Source organism: Micrococcus sp. (assembly GCF_030523875.1).
GTDB lineage: Bacteria > Actinomycetota > Actinomycetes > Actinomycetales > Micrococcaceae > Micrococcus.
Map to the genome: position 1 here is coordinate 1 of NZ_JAUNHR010000033.1, position 17,125 is coordinate 17,125.

Annotated in this window: 14 protein-coding genes, 1 tRNA gene, 1 other RNA gene and 1 pseudogene; 9 read left to right on the top strand and 8 right to left on the bottom strand. The window is 72.9% G+C overall.

The window, feature by feature from the left end; genetic code table 11:
- Positions 1-1,278: DNA polymerase III subunit gamma and tau (locus Q4D18_RS06075; RefSeq protein ID WP_303126581.1), on the bottom strand; the 1,278-nt coding region annotated here is incomplete at its 3' end.
- A gap of 89 nt (positions 1,279-1,367) precedes the next feature.
- On the opposite strand from Q4D18_RS06075, the gene Q4D18_RS06080 reads away from it, so the two are divergent.
- Positions 1,368-2,030, top strand: a complete 663-nt coding sequence (locus Q4D18_RS06080; RefSeq protein WP_303126582.1) for a malonic semialdehyde reductase — start codon at positions 1,368-1,370, stop codon at positions 2,028-2,030.
- A gap of 13 nt (positions 2,031-2,043) precedes the next feature.
- On the opposite strand, the gene gluQRS is transcribed toward Q4D18_RS06080, so the two are convergent.
- A complete protein-coding gene (gluQRS, locus tag Q4D18_RS06085) occupies positions 2,044-3,024 on the bottom strand; it encodes a tRNA glutamyl-Q(34) synthetase GluQRS (protein ID WP_303126583.1) in 981 nt (326 codons plus the stop codon).
- Between the two features lie 25 nt (positions 3,025-3,049).
- Positions 3,050-3,146: signal recognition particle sRNA small type (gene ffs / locus Q4D18_RS06090), an RNA gene on the bottom strand.
- A gap of 142 nt (positions 3,147-3,288) precedes the next feature.
- Between ffs and Q4D18_RS06095 the strand changes: the two genes are divergently transcribed.
- Together Q4D18_RS06095 and Q4D18_RS06100 are read left to right on the top strand one after the other, a co-directional pair.
- Positions 3,289-3,373 (top strand) — tRNA-Ser (locus Q4D18_RS06095).
- 215 nt (positions 3,374-3,588) lie between these two features.
- The gene (locus Q4D18_RS06100; protein WP_303126585.1) at positions 3,589-5,151 is read left to right on the top strand and encodes a sodium:alanine symporter family protein; all 1,563 of its coding nucleotides are present in this window, start codon (positions 3,589-3,591) and stop codon (positions 5,149-5,151) included.
- Positions 5,152-5,224: 73 nt separating this feature from the next.
- Here Q4D18_RS06100 and Q4D18_RS06105 read toward each other — a convergent pair whose 3' ends face one another.
- The 4 genes from Q4D18_RS06105 to Q4D18_RS06120 all read right to left on the bottom strand — a co-directional run bounded on the left by Q4D18_RS06105 (position 5,225) and on the right by Q4D18_RS06120 (position 10,492).
- Complete coding sequence (locus Q4D18_RS06105) at positions 5,225-6,523, bottom strand: hypothetical protein (protein WP_303126587.1); 1,299 nt, start codon at positions 6,521-6,523, stop codon at positions 5,225-5,227.
- 108 nt (positions 6,524-6,631) lie between these two features.
- On the bottom strand, positions 6,632-8,347 hold the full coding sequence (gene poxB / locus Q4D18_RS06110) for a ubiquinone-dependent pyruvate dehydrogenase (protein WP_303126588.1): 1,716 nt from the start codon (positions 8,345-8,347) through the stop codon (positions 6,632-6,634).
- Positions 8,348-8,463: 116 nt separating this feature from the next.
- Positions 8,464-9,498 carry an isopenicillin N synthase family oxygenase gene (locus Q4D18_RS06115; RefSeq protein ID WP_303126589.1) on the bottom strand — a complete coding sequence of 345 codons (1,035 nt, stop codon included), beginning with the start codon at positions 9,496-9,498 and terminating at the stop codon, positions 8,464-8,466.
- A gap of 79 nt (positions 9,499-9,577) precedes the next feature.
- Positions 9,578-10,492 carry a haloacid dehalogenase gene (locus Q4D18_RS06120; protein ID WP_303126591.1) on the bottom strand — a complete coding sequence of 305 codons (915 nt, stop codon included), beginning with the start codon at positions 10,490-10,492 and terminating at the stop codon, positions 9,578-9,580.
- A gap of 159 nt (positions 10,493-10,651) precedes the next feature.
- Between Q4D18_RS06120 and Q4D18_RS06125 the strand changes: the two genes are divergently transcribed.
- The 6 genes from Q4D18_RS06125 (at position 10,652) to Q4D18_RS06150 (ending at position 16,668) form a co-directional block, all read left to right on the top strand.
- Complete coding sequence (locus tag Q4D18_RS06125) at positions 10,652-11,569, top strand: LysR substrate-binding domain-containing protein (protein WP_303126593.1); 918 nt, start codon at positions 10,652-10,654, stop codon at positions 11,567-11,569.
- Positions 11,566-12,669 (top strand): mandelate racemase/muconate lactonizing enzyme family protein, encoded by a 1,104-nt coding sequence (locus tag Q4D18_RS06130; protein ID WP_303126594.1) that lies wholly within the window; start codon positions 11,566-11,568, stop codon positions 12,667-12,669. The genes Q4D18_RS06125 and Q4D18_RS06130 overlap by 4 nt, the downstream gene beginning before the upstream one ends.
- Positions 12,670-12,700: 31 nt before the next feature.
- Complete coding sequence (gene catC / locus Q4D18_RS06135; protein WP_303126595.1) at positions 12,701-13,012, top strand: muconolactone Delta-isomerase; 312 nt, start codon at positions 12,701-12,703, stop codon at positions 13,010-13,012.
- Between the two features lie 137 nt (positions 13,013-13,149).
- Positions 13,150-14,034: a catechol 1,2-dioxygenase gene (gene catA, locus Q4D18_RS06140; protein WP_303126597.1), complete on the top strand. Its 885-nt coding sequence runs from the start codon at positions 13,150-13,152 to the stop codon at positions 14,032-14,034.
- A gap of 193 nt (positions 14,035-14,227) precedes the next feature.
- Entirely contained in the window at positions 14,228-15,151 is a 924-nt protein-coding gene (locus Q4D18_RS06145; protein WP_303126598.1) for a tryptophan-rich sensory protein, read from the top strand.
- Positions 15,152-15,390: 239 nt separating this feature from the next.
- The gene (locus Q4D18_RS06150; RefSeq protein WP_303126599.1) at positions 15,391-16,668 is read left to right on the top strand and encodes a thermonuclease family protein; all 1,278 of its coding nucleotides are present in this window, start codon (positions 15,391-15,393) and stop codon (positions 16,666-16,668) included.
- Between the two features lie 91 nt (positions 16,669-16,759).
- On the opposite strand, the pseudogene Q4D18_RS06155 reads toward Q4D18_RS06150, so the two are convergent.
- Positions 16,760-17,125: pseudogene (locus tag Q4D18_RS06155) on the bottom strand (hypothetical protein); the annotation flags it as partial.

Here is a 17,125-nt window from a genome sequence, read left to right on the forward strand (position 1 = left end):
GCGCAGCGCGGCGGAGCGAGCGAGCGCCGCCCCGCTCAGCGCCTCCGTCCCGTCGGCAGTGCCCCGGGCGCCGGACGGGCCGGCGGGGGCGCCGTCGTCGTCGGTGAGGGGGGCGCCGGCGCCCACGCGGCGCTCGAGCGCCTCGAGGCGGGCGGCGAGGCCGCGGTGCGAGTCGTCCGTGGCGGGCAGCATGAGGCGCGCCATCAGCAGTTCGAGGTGCAGACGGGGGCTCGTGGCGCCCACCATGTCCGTCAGCGCGAGGTTCGTGACGTCCGCGAGGCGGGAGAGCTCGGCGCGGGAGAGCTGCGCGGCCTGCGCGGCGAGGCGCCGGACCTGGTCCTCCGGCATGCCGTGCAGGATCGAGCCGGCCTCCTCCGGCAGGGCGCGGGCGATCACCAGGTCGCGGAAGCGGTCCAGCAGGTCCTCCACGAACCGGCGCGGGTCCTGGCCGGACTGCACCACGCGGTCCGCCACGCGGAACACGGTGGGGGTGTCCTCCGCGGCGACGGCGTCGACCACGTCGTCCAGCAGCGCGTCGGGGGTGAAGCCGAGCAGGCTGACGGCGAGGTCGTAGGAGACCTGGCCCTGCTGGGCGCCGCCGATCAGCTGGTCCAGCACGGAGAGGGTGTCGCGCACCGAGCCCGTGCCGGCGCGCACCACGAGCGGCAGGACGCCGGGCTCCACTCGCACGCCCTCCTCCTGGCAGAGCTGCTCCAGGTGGGCGATGAGCGGCTCCGGCGGGACCAGCCGGAACGGGTAGTGGTGCGTGCGCGAGCGGATGGTGCCGATGACCTTGTCCGGCTCCGTGGTGGCGAAGATGAACTTCAGGTGCTCCGGCGGCTCCTCCACGATCTTCAGCAGCGCGTTGAAGCCTGCCGCCGTGACCATGTGGGCCTCGTCGATGATGAGGATCTTGTAGCGGTCCCGCACCGGGGCGAACGTGGCGCGCTCGCGCAGCCCGCGCGCGTCGTCCACGCCGCCGTGGCTGGCGGCGTCGATCTCCATGACGTCCAGGGACCCGGGGCCGCCCGTGGCGAGGTCGCGGCACGAGTCGCACTCCCCGCAGGGCGTGGGCGTGGGGCCCTGCGCGCAGTTCAGGCAGCGGGCCAGGATGCGCGCCGAGGTGGTCTTGCCGCAGCCGCGCGGGCCGGAGAAGAGGTAGGCGTGGTTCACGCGGTCCTTGGACAGCGCGGTCCGGAGCGGCACGGTGACGTGGTCCTGTCCGATCACGTCCTCGAACCGGTCGGGGCGGTAGCGGCGGTACAGGGCGGTGCTCACCCGCGTCAGCCTATCCGGTGGGTCCGGACACGATGACGGGCCCGTGGACACCGGGAATCCCCGCCGCGGGGATCGGCGTTGGCCCTGCCATGACCGCCGAGATGCACCACGACGCCGAGGACACCGCTCACCCCACGCAGCCGCAGGCCGACGCCGGCCGGCTGGGCCGCGAGGCGATCGACCACCTGTTCGCCGACGGGCACACCACCCAGCTCTTCACGGACGAGCCCGTGGACCCCGAGCTGGTCCGGCGCGCGTACGAGGACCTGCGCTGGGCCCCGACCGCCATGAACAGCCAGCCCCTGCGGCTGGACGTGATCGCCTCCCCGGAGGCGAAGGCGCGCCTGCTGCCGCACATGATCGCGTTCAACCGGGAGAAGACGGAGCGCGCACCCCTGACGCTGATCGCCTCCTACGACCTGGACTGGCACCGCCACATGGGTCACCTGGCGCCCTTCCGTGAGGGCTTCGAGCAGGATGCCGAGGGCAAGCCGGGGATGCGCGAGGGCATGGGCCGGCTCAACGCCGCCATCCAGATCGGCTACCTCCTCCTGGCCCTGCGCGCGCACGGGCTCGAGGTGGGCCCCATGGCCGGCTTCGACAACGACGGCGTCGACGCCGAGTTCCACGCCGACCGCGCCTGGCGCTCCCTTGTGGTGATCAACGTGGGCCACGCCCCGGCCGACGACGAGAAGGCCCAGCAGCCGCGCCAGGGCCGTCTCGAGTTCGAGCAGGCCGCCCAGGTCCTCTGAGGTCCCGCCGCCCTCAGAGGCGGCCGGGGAACACCCAGGCCTCCCGCGGCAGCGCGGCGGGGTCGAACGCGTCCACGGCCCGGTCGAGCGGCCCCGCCGGCAGGCCCAGGGACGCCAGCAGGCGGTCCCGCACCGCCTCCGGCGTCCAGGCCGGGTCCTCGGCGGCCAGGTCCGCCAGGGTCACGGCGCCGTGGCGCTTGGCCAGGCGCCGCCCCTCCGCGTTGAGCACCAGCGGCACGTGCAGGTGCTCCACCGGGGCGGCCGTGCGCCCCTCCGCCTCGGCGATCCGGGCCGCCAGCCAGCGCTGGCGCGGGGCGGAGTCCAGCAGGTCGTCCCCGCGGACAACCTGGTCCACGCCCTGGGCCGCGTCGTCGACGACGACCGCCAGGTTGTACGCCCACGCGCCGTCGTTGCGGCGCAGCACCAGGTCGTCCACGAGCCCCGTGACCTCCCCGTGCAGCACGTCGTGGGCGGAGGCCTCCGGGACGACCCCCTCCGGCAGCCCGGCCACGCGGGCGGCGTCGATCCGCAGCGCGGCGGGGCGCTCGCGGCGGCGCCGTGCGCGCTCGGCCTCCGTGAGTCCGCGGCACGTGCCGGGGTAGAAGCCCGGGGGCCGCAGCGGGGTGGGCGCCGCGTCGTCGGCGGCGTCCCCGGCCTGGGGTGCGGAGCCGGCCTGGGCGATGTCCCGGCGGGAGCAGAAGCACTCGTAGACGGCGTCCTCGCCGTGGGCGGCGCGCAGGGCGGCGACGGCGTCCGCGTAGAGCCCGGAGCGCTCGGACTGGCGGACGGGCTCCCCGTCCCAGTCCAGGCCCACGGCCCGCAGGTCGGCCAGCTGCCCGGCCTCGGCGCCCGAGCGGACGCGGTCCAGGTCCTCGACGCGCAGGAGGAAGGCCCGGTCGGTGGCGCGGGCGGCGAGCCACGCGACGATCGCGGTGCGCAGGTTGCCCAGGTGCAGGGTCCCGGTGGGGGAGGGGGCGTAGCGGCCGGCGGGCATGGAGGCTCCCTCGGGCTCGGGGGAAGTCGAAGACCCCCCACGCACCTGCCAGAGCCCACCTACCCTTGCTACCTTCCGGTCCTGGGGGAGTTCGGCGAGATGACACCACGTGAGGGGCCGCACACGAGTCTAGCAGTGGGCGGCCCGCGATGCGACGCGGGGCGGTGCCCCGCGAGGCCTCCGGGGCCGAGTGGCACGACGCGCGGCGATCTGGTTATGATGGAGCCTGCCCTTGAGCGGTCCGCCGCCACAGGGGCACGCCAAGGAGGATTCGCCTAGCGGCCTATGGCGCACGCCTGGAACGCGTGTTGGGTTCACGCCCTCGGGGGTTCAAATCCCCCATCCTCCGCGGAGCACGAAGCCCCGGGACCGGTTCGGTCCCGGGGCTTCGTCGTGTCCGGAGCCTGCTGACGGGCCGTCCTCGCGGACCCCCGACACGAGCTCGGGGGGGCATGGATCACACCTCGAGGTGACAGGGGTCACCTCTGCCGCTACTCTTCACCCAGCCGTGGAGGACTCGCACCGCCCGGCCGTGTCATCCCCATCCTCGCTCTGGAGACCTCCATGACCTTCGCCGACTTCGTCGATGCAGCCAACGGCTACATCTGGTCGCTGCCCCTGATCTTCCTCTGCCTGCTCGCAGGCGTGTACTTCTCGCTCCGCACCGCGTTCCTCCAGGTGCGCGGCATCCCGGACATGCTGTCCCAGCTCAAGAACGGGGAGAAGTCGGAGGACGGCACCTCCTCGTTCCAGTCCCTCATGATGTCCCTGGCCGGCCGTGTCGGCATGGGCAACATCGGCGGCGTGGCCACCGCCATCGCCTTCGGCGGCCCGGGCGCCGTGTTCTGGATGTGGACCGTGGCGTTCCTCGGCGCGGCCACCTCGTTCATCGAGTGCACGCTCGGCCAGATCTACAAGGAGAAGGACAAGGACACCGGAGAGTACCGCGGCGGCCCGGCCTACTACTTCGAGAAGGCCTACCGCCACACCGGCTTCGGCCCGGTCCTGAAGGTCTACGCGGTCCTGTTCGCGATCGTCACCGTCTTCGCCACCAGCTTCTTCCTCCCGGGCGTGCAGGCCAACGGCATGGCCGCCTCCATGGAGGAGGCCTGGGGCTTCCCGACGTGGGGCGTGGCGATCGGCGTCGTGATCGTGCTGGCCTTCATCGTGATCGGCGGCGTGAAGCGCATCGCCACCTTCGCGGTGTACGTGGTGCCGGCCATGGCGATCATCTACATCATCCTGGCCCTGATCGTGTTCTTCGTGAACTTCCAGCAGATCCCCGAGGTCTTCGGCGCGATCTTCTCCTCGGCCTTCGGCATGGACTCCGTGTTCGGCGCGATCCTCGGCCTCGCCGTCCAGTGGGGCGTCAAGCGCGGCATCTACTCGAACGAGGCAGGCCAGGGCACGGGCCCCCACGCCGCCGCGGCGGCCGAGGTGTCCCACCCGGCCAAGCAGGGCTACGCCCAGGCGTTCGCCGTCTACGTGGACACCCTCTTCGTCTGCACCGCCACCGCCTTCATCGTCCTGTCCACCGGCATGTACCGCGTGTACGCCGGCGGCTCCGAGGACTCCGCGGTGCTGTACGAGGGCAACCTGCCGGCCCAGTCCAAGGTGGGCCCCGCGTTCGTGCAGAACGGCTTCGACACCGTCTTCACCGGCTTCGGCCCGTCCTTCGTGGCCGTGGCGCTGGCGTTCTTCGCCTTCACCACGATCGTGGCCTACTACTACATGGCCGAGGTCAACCTCTCCTACCTCGTCCGCGGTGTGCGCAACCCCCTGGCCCGCCGGGTGGCCATCCGCGTCCTGCAGGGCCTGCTGCTGGCCTCCGTGGCCTACGGCGCCGTCACCACGACGGGCGCGGCCTGGGGCCTCGGCGACATCGGCGTCGGGTCCATGGCCTGGATGAACATCGTGGGCATCCTGTTCCTGCAGGGCCCGGCCCTGAAGGCGCTCAAGGACTACCACGCCCAGAAGAAGCAGGGCCTGGACCCGCAGTTCGACCCCCGCCCGCTGGGCATCCGCAACGCGGAGTTCTGGGAGCTGCGCGCCGACGGTCTCATCCGTGAGGGCATGACCGGTGCCGAGGTGGAGGCCCGCCTCGACGCGGGTCCGCGCCGCGCCTGAGCGGCGTGCACGACGACGGGCCGGTCGCCAGAGGGCGACCGGCCCGTCGTCGTGCGGGGCGGGGCGGCGGGGATCAGCCGCGGCGGGGGTCCGGGGACTCGCCCTGGATGTCGCACTCGCGGGCGTCGCGACCGCCGGCGTGCACCCCGCCGCCGACCGCGACGGCCTTCACGCGTCCCTGCTCGGTGACCTGGTAGGTGGTGAGCTCGTCGCCGTGGGTGCGCAGCTGGCCCTCGACCACGAGGGAGTCGACCTCGCCGCCGTCCTTCACGGACAGCGCCATGGCCTCCAGCTCCGTCTGCACGCCGCGCACCAGGGAGACGCCCTTGCCGCCGGCGGTGGCCACGTCGCCGTGGATCACGAGCTCCGGCAGCGGCTTGGACACCTGGACGCCGATCGAGCCGTCGCCGAAGGTGCGGATGTCCTGGAACTCTCCGCGCCGCAGCGAGCCGTCGTACAGGTTGAAGCCGCGCGCCCCCTTGCCGACGGTGGTGATCGGGGCGTTGACCACGAGCTCGTCGATGTCGCCGAAGTTCACGAAGCCGATCCCGGAGGGGCCGGTGGAGAGCACGCCGGCGTCGACCTGCCAGCGCTTCACGTCCCCCCAGTTGTCCAGCACCATGTCGTTCTGGCCGTGGGTCGTGGTCGGGCCGGCGTTGACGACCTTCTCCACCGTCACGCCGGAGACGACGAACACGCCGCCGGAGATGACGTCGGCGGTGCCGGGGGCGATGCCGCCGTCGGTGTGGACCTCGCCGGTCTCCAGCAGGTCGACCTCCACGCGCCCGCCGTCGCCGTGGCCCTCCTCGTCGCCGTGCCCGGCCACGAACACGCCCGAGCCGCGCACCGGGGTGGCGGCGGTGCCGACGGCCAGGCCGCGGACGGTGGCAGTCACCACGGAGGAGGGGTCCTCCTGGCGGTTCCACAGGGTGAAGCCGCCCTGGAGCACGTCCACGCCGAAGCCGTGCGGGCGGTGCGGGCGCGAGCGCACGTCCGCGCGGCGCACGTGCAGGCCCTCGACCTCGACGCGCATCGCGGTCAGCGCGGCGTCGGCCTCCAGGTAGACGGAGCCCTCGACGGTGACGTTCTCGAGGCGCAGGGTCCCGGCGTCGGGGAGGCGGGTGTCGTTGAGGACGGCGACCTCGGTCTCGGCGGTGGTGATCCGGAGGTCCTTCACGGTGTTGTCCTGCGTCAGGCGCACGCCCTTGCCGCCGAACGCGAGCTCGGCGTCCTCGTCCGCGCCGCGCAGGGTCGTCCCCGCGGGGAGGGTGATCATGGGGCCGTCGGCGATGCGCCCGGAGACGACGATCTCCTGGGCGCCGTCCTTCACGGCCTCGGCGAGCTCTGCGGTGGTGGTGACGGTGACCGTCATGATGACTCCTCTCCTGGGGTGGAGCGCGGGGGCGGGTCCGCCCCGGCGCGGATCACCCCCAGGCTACTCCTGCAAATTTGAACTAGGAAGGGCTCCGGTCGTCCCGCCTCAGAGCAGCTGACGCAGGTTCGCCTTCGCCAGGTCCACGAGCTCGGAGCCGCGGCCGCTCATCACGGTCTTGAGCGCGTAGAGGCTGAAGCCCTTCGCCTGCTCCAGCTCGATGGCCGGCGGGAGCGTCAGCTCATGCCGCTCCACCACGACGTCGAGCAGCGCCGGGCCGTCATGGGCGAGGAACTGTGCCATGACGGCCGGCAGCTCCTTCGACGTCGTCGCCCGGAAGCCCTTCACGCCCAGCGCGTCCGCGACGGCCGAGAAGTCGGGGCTGAGGAGGTCCGTGGCGAACGTCTCGAACCCGGCCGCCTTCATCTCCAGCTCCACGAAGTTCAGGGACGAGTTGCTGAACACCACGGTCTTCACGGGCAGGCCGTTCTGCACCTGGGTCAGCAGCTCGCCGAGCATCATGGTCAGGCCGCCGTCGCCGGCCATGGCCACCACCTGGCGGGACGGGTCCGCGGCCTGCGCGCCCACGGCCTGGGTGATCGCGTTGGCCATGGAGCCGTGGGAGAACGAGCCGATCAGCCGGCGCCGCCCGTTCATCGTGAGGTACCGCGCCGCCCACACCACGGGCGAGCCCACGTCCGGGATGAACACGGCGTCGTCGTCGGCCAGCTCGTCCAGCAGGCGGGCCACGTACTGCGGGTGGATCGTGCGCTTCGAGGGGGTGGCCAGGTCGTCGAGGTCCTTGCGCGTCCTGGCGTAGTCCCGGCGGATCGAGTCCAGGAAGCGGGAGGAGCGCTGGGCCTTCAGCAGCGGCAGCAGGGCGTGGGCGGTCTCCTTCACACCGCCGACGAGCGGCACGTCCACGCGCGTGTGCAGGCCGATGCTCTCCCCGCGCACGTCCACCTGGATGACGGTGGCGTCCTGCGGGTAGAACTGCCGGTACGGCAGGGAGGAGCCCAGGATCAGCAGCGTCTCGGCGCGGGTGAGGGCGTGGTAGCCGGAGGAGAAGCCGAGCAGGCCGGTGAGGCCGACGTCGAACGGGTTGTCCGGCTCCACGACGTCCTTGCCGCGCAGTGCGTGGACCACGGGCGCCTGCAGGGTGTCCGCCAGCGCGAGCAGCTCGTCGTGGGCCCCGGCGGCGCCGGCGCCGGCCAGGATGGCGACGCGCGAGCTGCCGTTGAGCGCGTCCGCCGCCTCCTGCAGCAGGCCGCGGTCCGGTACCACGGTCGACGGCGCGGTCCGAACGGCCTCGGGCTCGGCGTCGATCTCGGCCAGGCCGATGTCCCCGGGGACCACGAGGACGGCCACGCCCCGCCGCTCCAGTGCCGCGCGGAGGGCGGTGCGCAGCAGGCGGGGCATCTGCTCCGGGGAGGAGACGTGCTCCACGAACACGCTGCACTCGCGGAACAGCTCCTGCGGGTGCGTCTCCTGGAAGTACTGGGAGCCGATCTCGGCGCTCGGGATGTGCGCGGCGATCGCGAGGACGGGCGTGCGGGAGCGCTGGGCGTCGAACAGGCCGTTGATCAGGTGCAGGTTGCCCGGGCCGCACGAGCCCACGCACACGGCGAGATCGCCGGTCAGCTGGGACTCGGCGGAGGCCGCGAAGGCGGCGGTCTCCTCGTGCCGGACGGGCACCCACGCGATGTCCCCGCGGGCGCGGATCGCGTCGGTGAGACCGTTGAGGGAGTCGCCGGACACCCCGTAGACGCGGCGTACGCCGCTGAGGTGGAGGGCGTCGACGATGGTGCGGGCCACGGTGGGCATGGGGTCACCTCTCGAGTCGGGGGGCGGCCCCGGTCCGGGGCCGGTGTGCGCCCCACGCTAGGCCCGACGTCGCGCGCCCCGGGAGGGCTGGGCGACGTGAGGCGCGTCGCCCGGCCTCAGCGCCCCAGCAGCTCCGGGTGGAAGCGCTCCGTGACCTTCGGGTGCGCTCGGGCGAAGCCCTTGAGCATGTTGGCGCCGAAGGAGGCGAGCATCGGGTTCTCCGGGTCGTCGGAGGCGCCGCGGGCCTCGGCGGCGAGCTCCGCCGGCAGCTCCACCTTCTCGATCACCGCGTCCAGGCGGGGGGAGTAGAAGAACGGCACGGAGTAGCGGTCCACGCCCTCCGGCGGGGACTGCACGCGGTGGATGGTGGCCATCAGGTAGCCGTCCGTGGCGACCTCCAGCATCTCGCCCAGGTTCACCACCAGGGCGCCGGGGATCGGCTCGACGGGGAGCCACTGGTCCTGGCCGTGGGGGCGCACCTCCAGGCCGCCGACCTCGTCCTGCAGCAGCAGCGTGATGAAGCCGTAGTCCGCGTGCGAGCCCACCCCCTGGGCGCCGGCCTCCGCCACCCCGCCCACGTAGTGCGCGAGCTTGGCCATCCAGGCCCGGTCGCCGTCGAAGGCGTCCGCGAAGTGGTCCTCCCGCAGGCCGATCGCCACGCACAGCGCGCGGAGAAGCTCCTCGCCCACGTGGTCCATGAGCGCCGTCCACGCCATGGCGGCGTGCTCGAGCTCGGGCATGTCCGCGGGCCAGCGGTTGCGGCCCTGCAGGTGCCAGTACTCCTCGCCGGGGCCGATCCGCTCGGCGGGCACCGGCTCGCGGTTCGGGGCGAAGTCGATCTGCTCGCGGGAGTCCGGGCGGCCCTGCGTACGCTCGGCGGCGATGGCCGAATAGCCGCGCCAGTGCGGGGACTCCTGGTTGTGCAGGGCCAGCTTCTCCTCGGCGGGACGGGCGAAGAACTCGGCCGTCACCCGGAACAGCTCGTCCACCTGGCCCGGCTGCGCGCCGTAGCCGACGATCTGGAAGAAGCCCACGTGATGGGCGGCGTGGCGGAGACGGTCGAGGAAGTCCGGGTCGAAGGAGCCGTCGGGACGGCGCATCGCGGACACGTCCAGCACGGGGACGTCGAGGACGGGGGTCGGGGTGGTCATGGGCCCAGTCCACTCCTCAACCACTGCGGCCACCAGCCACGGAGTCGCCGGGTTGAGCCCCGTGACGCCCGGTGACGCCTCAGTTGCGGACGGGTGCGCCGTCCTGCTCGAGGTCGGCGACGACCCAGGCCAGCAGCGAGGCGCCCACGCGCTCGTGGACGTCCTCGGCGTCCCCGAAGCCGCGCTCGGCCAGGTCCGCGGCGGTGATCACCGGGTAGGGCGTGTCCGGGACGCCGTCGTCGGGACGCACGTCCACGTGGGACACCTTCACGCCCAGATCGTGGAGCGCGTCCGCCATCGCGTAGTCCGTCCGCGAGTCGCCCGCCGTGAACCAGCGCTCCGGGAAGGGGACGCCCGCCTCCGCCATGAGCGTGCGGCACCGCTCCAGCCCCAGGTCCTTGCCCGAACGGACGTGCTCCACGTCGACGGAGATGACCGTGGGGTCCACCCGGATCCGCCCGTCCTCGCCGCGCTCGGCGAGCATCTCCTCGACGGCGCGGGCCGCGGCGTCGCGCGCCGGCTCGTACTCCGCCCGGTCCGCGTCCACCTCCATCTCGAAGGAGACCATCGCCAGCTTCGTGCGGTCCTCCGGCTCCAGCTGCCCGGCGTGCTCGTCGTGGGCCGCAGCGATCGCCCGGGCCAGGTCCGGCTCGATGACCATGTCCGCATCGCGGCCCAGCCAGTCCGGCACGCGCTCGCGGTCGTCCACGGGCGGGACCTCCCCGGCGGGCACCGCGGAGAACGGGAACCACACCGCGCCCTTCTCGCAGATCCCGTAGAAGGGCGCGCCCTCCAGGCCCCCGGCCGCGCGCAGGGGCTCGAGGACGTTGCGCAGGAGGAACTCGACGGAGCGGCCGGTGTTGAAGCCGACCGGGACGCCGCGTCGGCCCAGCTCGGCCAGATGACCGAGGACGTCGTCGGGCACACGTCGGGTCTCGGTGGAGGCCAGGGGCCCGTCGACGTCGAGCAGGAGTCCGAGGGGTGCGGAGGTCATCCCCTCAGGATAGGCGTGCGGGTGCGTCATCTTGAAGGGCGGGGCGGCGCAGCGGGGCCGTCGTGGAGACAGAGTGACAGTCCATTCATCTGTGGGGGGTCTCAATGCATCCCCTGCCCGTCTTTCCCCCGCTGTGCCGGGCGTCACTACGCTGAGCCCGTGGAGATCCGACACCTGCGCTCGTTCGTGGCCGTCGCCGAGGAGCGGCACTTCGGCCGGGCCGCCGAGCGCCTCCACATGGCCCAGCCGCCGCTGTCCCAGCAGATCAAGCAGCTCGAGGCGCACCTCGGGGTCCGTCTCCTGGAGCGCACCACGCGGCGCGTGGACCTCACCGCCGCCGGCCGGCTCATGCTGGACCGCACCCGCCGCCTGCTCGCCGACCTCTCCTCGCTCGAGCAGGACGTCCGCGAGGTGGGCACGGGCGCGGCCGGCGTGCTGCGCGTGGGGTTCGTCGGCTCCGCCACGCACCGCCACATGCCCCGTCTGGTGCAGCGGGCCCGGGAGGAGATGCCGGGGGTGCGCCTGCAGATCTCCGGGACCATGCTGACGCCGCAGCTCGAGGAGGCCCTCCTGGAGAACCGGCTGGACGTCGCGCTGCTCCGCCCGCCCGTGCGCTCGGGAGACCTCGTCCTGGAGACCGTGGAGGAGGGGGACCTGGTCCTCGCGGTGCCCGCCGGACACCCCCTCGCGGACGGCGCCGCCCCGGTCCCCCTGGCCGAGCTGGGGGAGGAGGACTTCGTCTCCTTCCCTCAGGAGTCCGCCCTCACCGCGATCGTCCAGGAGGCCGCGCGCCAGGCCGGCTTCCGCCCCCGACTCGTGCAGCGGGCGGGGGAGTCCGCCACCGTGCTCGCCTTCGTGGCCGCGGGCATGGGGGTGGCCGTGGTGCCCGAGGGCGTGCAGGAGCTGGCGCCGCCCGGCGCCGTCGCCTTCCGGCCGATCGCGGGGATGCCCACCGTGGACCTGGCGGTCGCCCACCGGGCGGACGTGCGCAGCCCCCTCGTCCCCGCCTTCCTCGACCTGCTGCGCCGCACCGTCACCGACCCGATCCCCGCCGACCCCGCCCAGGAGGACCTGTGAAGATCACGAAGATCGAGGCCATCCCGTACGCCATCCCCTACACCCATCCGCTGCGCTTCGCCTCGGGCGAGGTCCACACCGCCGACCATGTGCTGGTCCGCGTGCACACGGAGGACGGGATCGTCGGTGAGGCCGACGCCCCGCCGCGGCCCTACACCTACGGCGAGACGCAGACCTCCATCAAGACCATCGTGGAGGAGGTCTTCGCCCCGGCGATCGTCGGCAGGTCCGTGTTCGACCGCTCGGCCATCCACGCCGTGCTGCGGCGCACCGTCCACAACCAGGTGGCCAAGGGCGCCGTGGACATCGCCCTGTGGGACGCGATGGGCAAGGCGCTGCAGACCCCGGTCACCACGCTCCTGGGCGGCTGGACCGACTCGATGCGCGTCAGCCACATGCTCGGCTTCAAGCTCGCGGAGGAGCTGCTGGCGGAGGCCAGGGAGTTCGGCGAGCGCTACGGCATCACCACGTTCAAGCTCAAGACCGGCCGCCGCCCGCTCTCCCTGGACATCGAGGCCGCCCGCGTCCTCCGGGAGGGCCTCGGCCCGGAGGCGGACATCTACCTGGACGCCAACCGCGGCTGGACCGCCAACGAGGCCCTCGAGGTGCTGCGGCAGACCGCCGACCTGGGACTCAGCCTCCTCGAGGAGCCGTGCGACGCGAAGGAGGCGATGGGCCGGCGTCGTCTGGTGGACAAGTCCCCCATCCCGATCGTGGGCGACGAGTCCGTGCCCACCGCCGGCGACGCCTCCCGGGAGCTGCTCTCCGGCGGCTGCAACGCCGTCTGCATCAAGACCGCCCGCTCCGGCTTCACGGAGGCCCAGGAGATCCTGGGCCTGTGCACCGGCCTGGGGGTCGACGTGACGATGGGCAACCAGATCGACACCCAGGTGGGGTCGCTGGCCACCGTGACCTTCGGCGCCGCCTTCGAGGCCACCTCGCGCCGCGCCGGAGAGCTCTCCAACTTCCTCGACATGGCCGACGACCTGCTCGCCGAGCCCCTCGAGATCCGCGACGGGCGCATCGCCGTCCGCCACGTGCCCGGCGTCGGGGCGGCGGTGGACGAGGAGAAGCTCGCCCGCTACCGCACCGACCGCTGACCCCTCACCCCTCGCATCCAAGGAGACCCCCATGCTGTTCCTCGCCCGGATGGACGTCACGTTCCCCGAGTCCATGTCCGATGAGACGAAGGCCGAGTTCCAGGCCCGCGAGAAGGAATACTCCGGCGACCTGCAGCGTCGGGGGGTGATGAAGGGCATCTGGCGGATCGTCGGCGAGTACGCCAACCACTCGATCTTCGACGTCGACGGCCACGACGAGCTCCACGCCGTGCTCTCCGGCTTCCCCATGTTCGCCCACATGAAGGTCCGGGTGACGCCCCTGGCCACCCATCCGAACGCGATCACCGAGGACTTCTTCACCTCCGCCGAGGACCGCGCCTGATCCAGACGCGCGGCCTCTGGATCGATCCGAACTCCGTCGTTCTCATGCGGGGAGCCACTGGGTAGCCTCGGGCCTGAAGGTGATCCCGATCACCACCTCGGCAGGACTCCTGCCGCCCCTCTGGAAGGAGAGACCCCATGGTTCCCAACGAGTTCACCGGCGACGACTCCGCCGCCTCGGCCGGCAGCGCCGCGACCGACAACTTCCGCCGTGCCGGCAAGATCGGCCAGGCCCACGTGGACCAGGCGCGCGTCGACGAGCTGGCCGGCGCCCTCATCAAGGCCGCCAACGACATCGTCCTGGAGAAGAAGGTCACCTACGAGGAGTACAACGCCCTCAAGGCCTGGCTCATCAAGGTGGGCGAGGACGGCGAGTGGCCGCTGTTCCTGGACGTGTGGCTCGAGCACTCCGTCGAGGAGGTCGCCACCGAGCACCGCGAGGGCAACAAGGGCTCCATCGAGGGCCCGTACTACGTGCCGGACGCCCCCGTCCCGGCCGACGGCCACACCATCCCGATGCGCGACGACGAGCCGGGCACCAGGCTCGAGTTCCAGGGCCAGGTCCGCTCCACGGACGGCACCGCGCTCAAGGACGCCAAGGTCGAGCTGTGGCACGCCGACGCCGACGGCTTCTACTCGCAGTTCCACCCGGGCCTGCCCGAGTGGAACCTGCGCGGCTCCTTCCCGGTGGACGAGGACGGCAACTACCTCATCCACACGATGCAGCCGGCCCCGTACCAGATCCCGACCGACGGCGCGTGCGGCCAGCTCATCGCCGCCGCCGGCTGGCACGCCTGGCGTCCGGCCCACCTGCACCTGAAGGTCTCGGCTCCGGGCCACGAGCTGCTCACCGCCCAGCTGTACTTCCCGGGCGACGAGCACAACGACGACGACATCGCCTCGGCCGTGAAGCCGGAGCTGATCCTGGACGTCCAGAAGGGCGCCGAGGGCAACGAGGTGACCTACGACTTCGTCCTGGACCCGGTGTCCGAGAAGACCCCGGAGACCGTCCCGGGGGAGTGAGCCCCCTCCTGCGGCGCTGAGGCGCCGCTCCGCGGATCCCCGTCCGGCGAACGTGCCGGGCGGGGATCCGCGCGTCGTGGCCCTGGGCGCCCCGACCGTGCCCGTGCCGGCTCCGGCGCGGGCGGCTACGCTGACCACCAGACTCGCCGCCCGCTCCGCGGGCGGATCGCCTCGACCCCGTCCGGGAGGACCCATGAGCACCGCCATCGACGCCGGCCCGCAGGGCGCGGCTCCGACCACCCCGCACGCCGAGCCCAGCTCGGGCCGCGGCCTGGCCTCGCGCGGTGGCCAGGTGGCGACCCTGCTGGTGGTGCTGTTCGCGATCGTCACGGCGTTCGTGGGCTCCGGCGTGCTCGGCGGCACCCCCATCCAGGACGCGGTGGGCGGCTGGCTCTCCGAGGACGGCACCTGGATCGCCCCGGCGTCCTCCGCGTTCAGCATCTGGTCCGTGATCTACACGGGGGTGCTCGCGTACGCCGTGTGGCAGTTCCTCCCCTCCGCGCAGTCCCGGCGGCACGACCGCCTGCGCCCGTGGATCCTGGCCTCCCTGCTGATCAACGCGGCGTGGATCTGGACCGTGCAGCTCGGCGCCCTGGGCCTGAGCGTCCTGGTGATCTTCCTGCTGCTGGCGAGCCTCTGCCGGATCCTCGTGCTGCTCGAGACCGGCCGGGCCCGCGGCTGGGTGGAGCGCATCCTCCTGGACGGGGTGCAGGGCCTGCACCTGGGCTGGGTCTCGATCGCCTCCGTGACCAACGTGGCCGCCTGGCTGGGCTCCCTCGGCTGGTTCGGCGCCCCGCTGCTGCCCACCACGTGGGCCCTGATCCTCATCGTGGTGGCCACCGTGATCGCCGCCCTCATCGCGGTGTACGACGGCGGACGCTTCGCCCCCGCCGCCGCTCTCGCGTGGGGCCTGGTGTGGGTCGGCGTCGGCCGCACCGACGGCTCCGGACTGCAGTCCGGCGGCGTGGCGCTCACCGCGTGGGGCTGCGCCGGCGTCGTGATGCTGTGCTGGCTGGCCGCCCTGCTGCTCTCCCGCCGCTCCGCCACGGGCGAGGCCCGCGACCTCGTGCTGGACGCCCTCGATGACGGCGACGACCCCGTCGACGGGATCCGCTGACCCTCAGGGGACCACAGGAAAACCGAGCACTGCCTGGTTGTGACCTGGGAGGACTCGGTGCGAAGATGATCTCCGGGAGGGGCCCCGCCGTATGGCGGGGCCCCCTTCGCATGCCCCCCTCACCCCAGGAGTCAGAGTGTCCCTTCGCCCCTCCCTCCGCGCCCGCGGCCGCCGCGGCGCCCGTCTCCAGTGCGTCCGGCTCGGCCCCGGCAGGGGTGGAGGGTGACCCGGCCACGGTCGTGCGCGTCGTCGACGGGGACACCGTGGAGGTGGAGCGGGACGGTGCTCCGGTGACCGTGCGTCTGCTGAACGTCGACACCCCGGAGACGAAGCATCCCAACAAGGCCGTCCAGTGCCTCGGTCCGGAGGCCACGGACCTCCTCGAGTCGCTCCTCGAGCCGGGGGACCGGGTGGTGCTCCAGTACGACCAGGAGCGCACCGACCGCTACGGCCGCACCCTCGCCGGAGTGTTCGAGGGGGACGACCTCGTCAACGCGGAGATCGCCCGGGCCGGACTGGGCGCGCCGGTGGTCTTCGAGCCGAACCGACGCTTCTACCCGGAGGTCCGGGCGGCCTGGGAGGAGGCCGAGCGCGCCGAGGTCGGGCTGCACCAGCCCCGGCTCGACTGCTCCCTCTCCCTTCTTGCGGCTCCGGCCGCCCTGGGGCAGGAGCCGCCTGCATCCCCCGCGCCCGTGACGGAGCCGGCGGCCCTCGGCGGGATGATCGCCTCGGCGCAGGCCACCGCCACGGCCGTGGGCCTGGTCGAGGAGGCCGTCCGCGCCGCGGGCGAGACGGACCACGCGTGGATGGGCGTGGCCTACGCCGCCGAGACGCCCCGTGTGAAGGAGACGCTCAGCCGCTACGCGGGTGCGGATGCCCATATCACCCGTCTCCGGGAGGCGCAGACGCGGCTGCAGGCCGAGGCCTCCGCCGCGCAGGAGCGCCGCGCGGCCCAGGAGCGTGCCGAGGAGCAGGCGGCTGAAGAGCGCGAACAGGAGGCCCGCGCAGGCGAGCAGCGGGCTGAGCAGCAGGCGGCGGAACGGGCCGGGCAGGAGCGCGCCGCCCGTGAGTCCGAGGAGGAGGCCGAGTCCTCGTCAGATGGCGACGACAGCTCCACCTCCGGCGGATCCTCCGGCACGGGAGAGATCTACGGGTGTGAGGCTGCCTGGGCCGCGGGGGTCGCTCCCCTGGCGGCGGGTTCGCGCCATTACCACCCGGCCATGGACACTGACAGCGACGGTGTCGCCTGCGAGCTCGCCGAGGGCTCGTCGGGTGGGTCCTCCACATCTGGCGACTCCACCTCGCGGGGCTTCGCGGACACCAGCGGTTCTGGCGGTGCCGGCGGTCCCGTGTCCGGCTCCGACGGCGTCTGCCCGGACGGCTACCCGGTGAAGGTGAGCGGCTCGGGCAAGTACCACCTCCCCGGCGGCCGCTGGTACGACGACACCGGCGCGAAGCGCTGCTACTCCTCGGCGTCGGCGGCCGAGGCCGACGGCGCCGTGGCAGCCAAGGGCTGACGCGTCTTCTCCGTACGACGACGGCGGCCCCTCCCCGGATCGGGGGAGGGGCCGCCGTCGTCGTGCGGGGCGTGCGGGTGACGCGCCGGTGTCAGGCCTTGTCGGCCGCGTGGGCGCCGCCGTCGCGGGAGCCGTCCTTGTCGGAGGACCAGCGGTCGGAGGTGCCGTCGTTATGGCTGGCGCGCAGCTCGTAGCCCTTCTCCTCGAGCTTCTCCTGCGCCTCCGCCTTCTTCACGAGGGCGTCGGCGTCCTTCGGGGGCAGCTTCACGGCCTCCTCGGCGGGCATGCCGGCGATCAGCTGCTTGGCGCGCTCCACCTCGGTGTCCAGCTCGAGGCCCATGAGGAGGACGATGTTGAAGATCCACAGGGCGAAGAGCAGCGCCATGACGCCGCCGATGGCGCCGTAGGCGGAGTAGCCGGCGAGCTGCGTGAAGTAGAAGTACAGGGCCACCGAGGC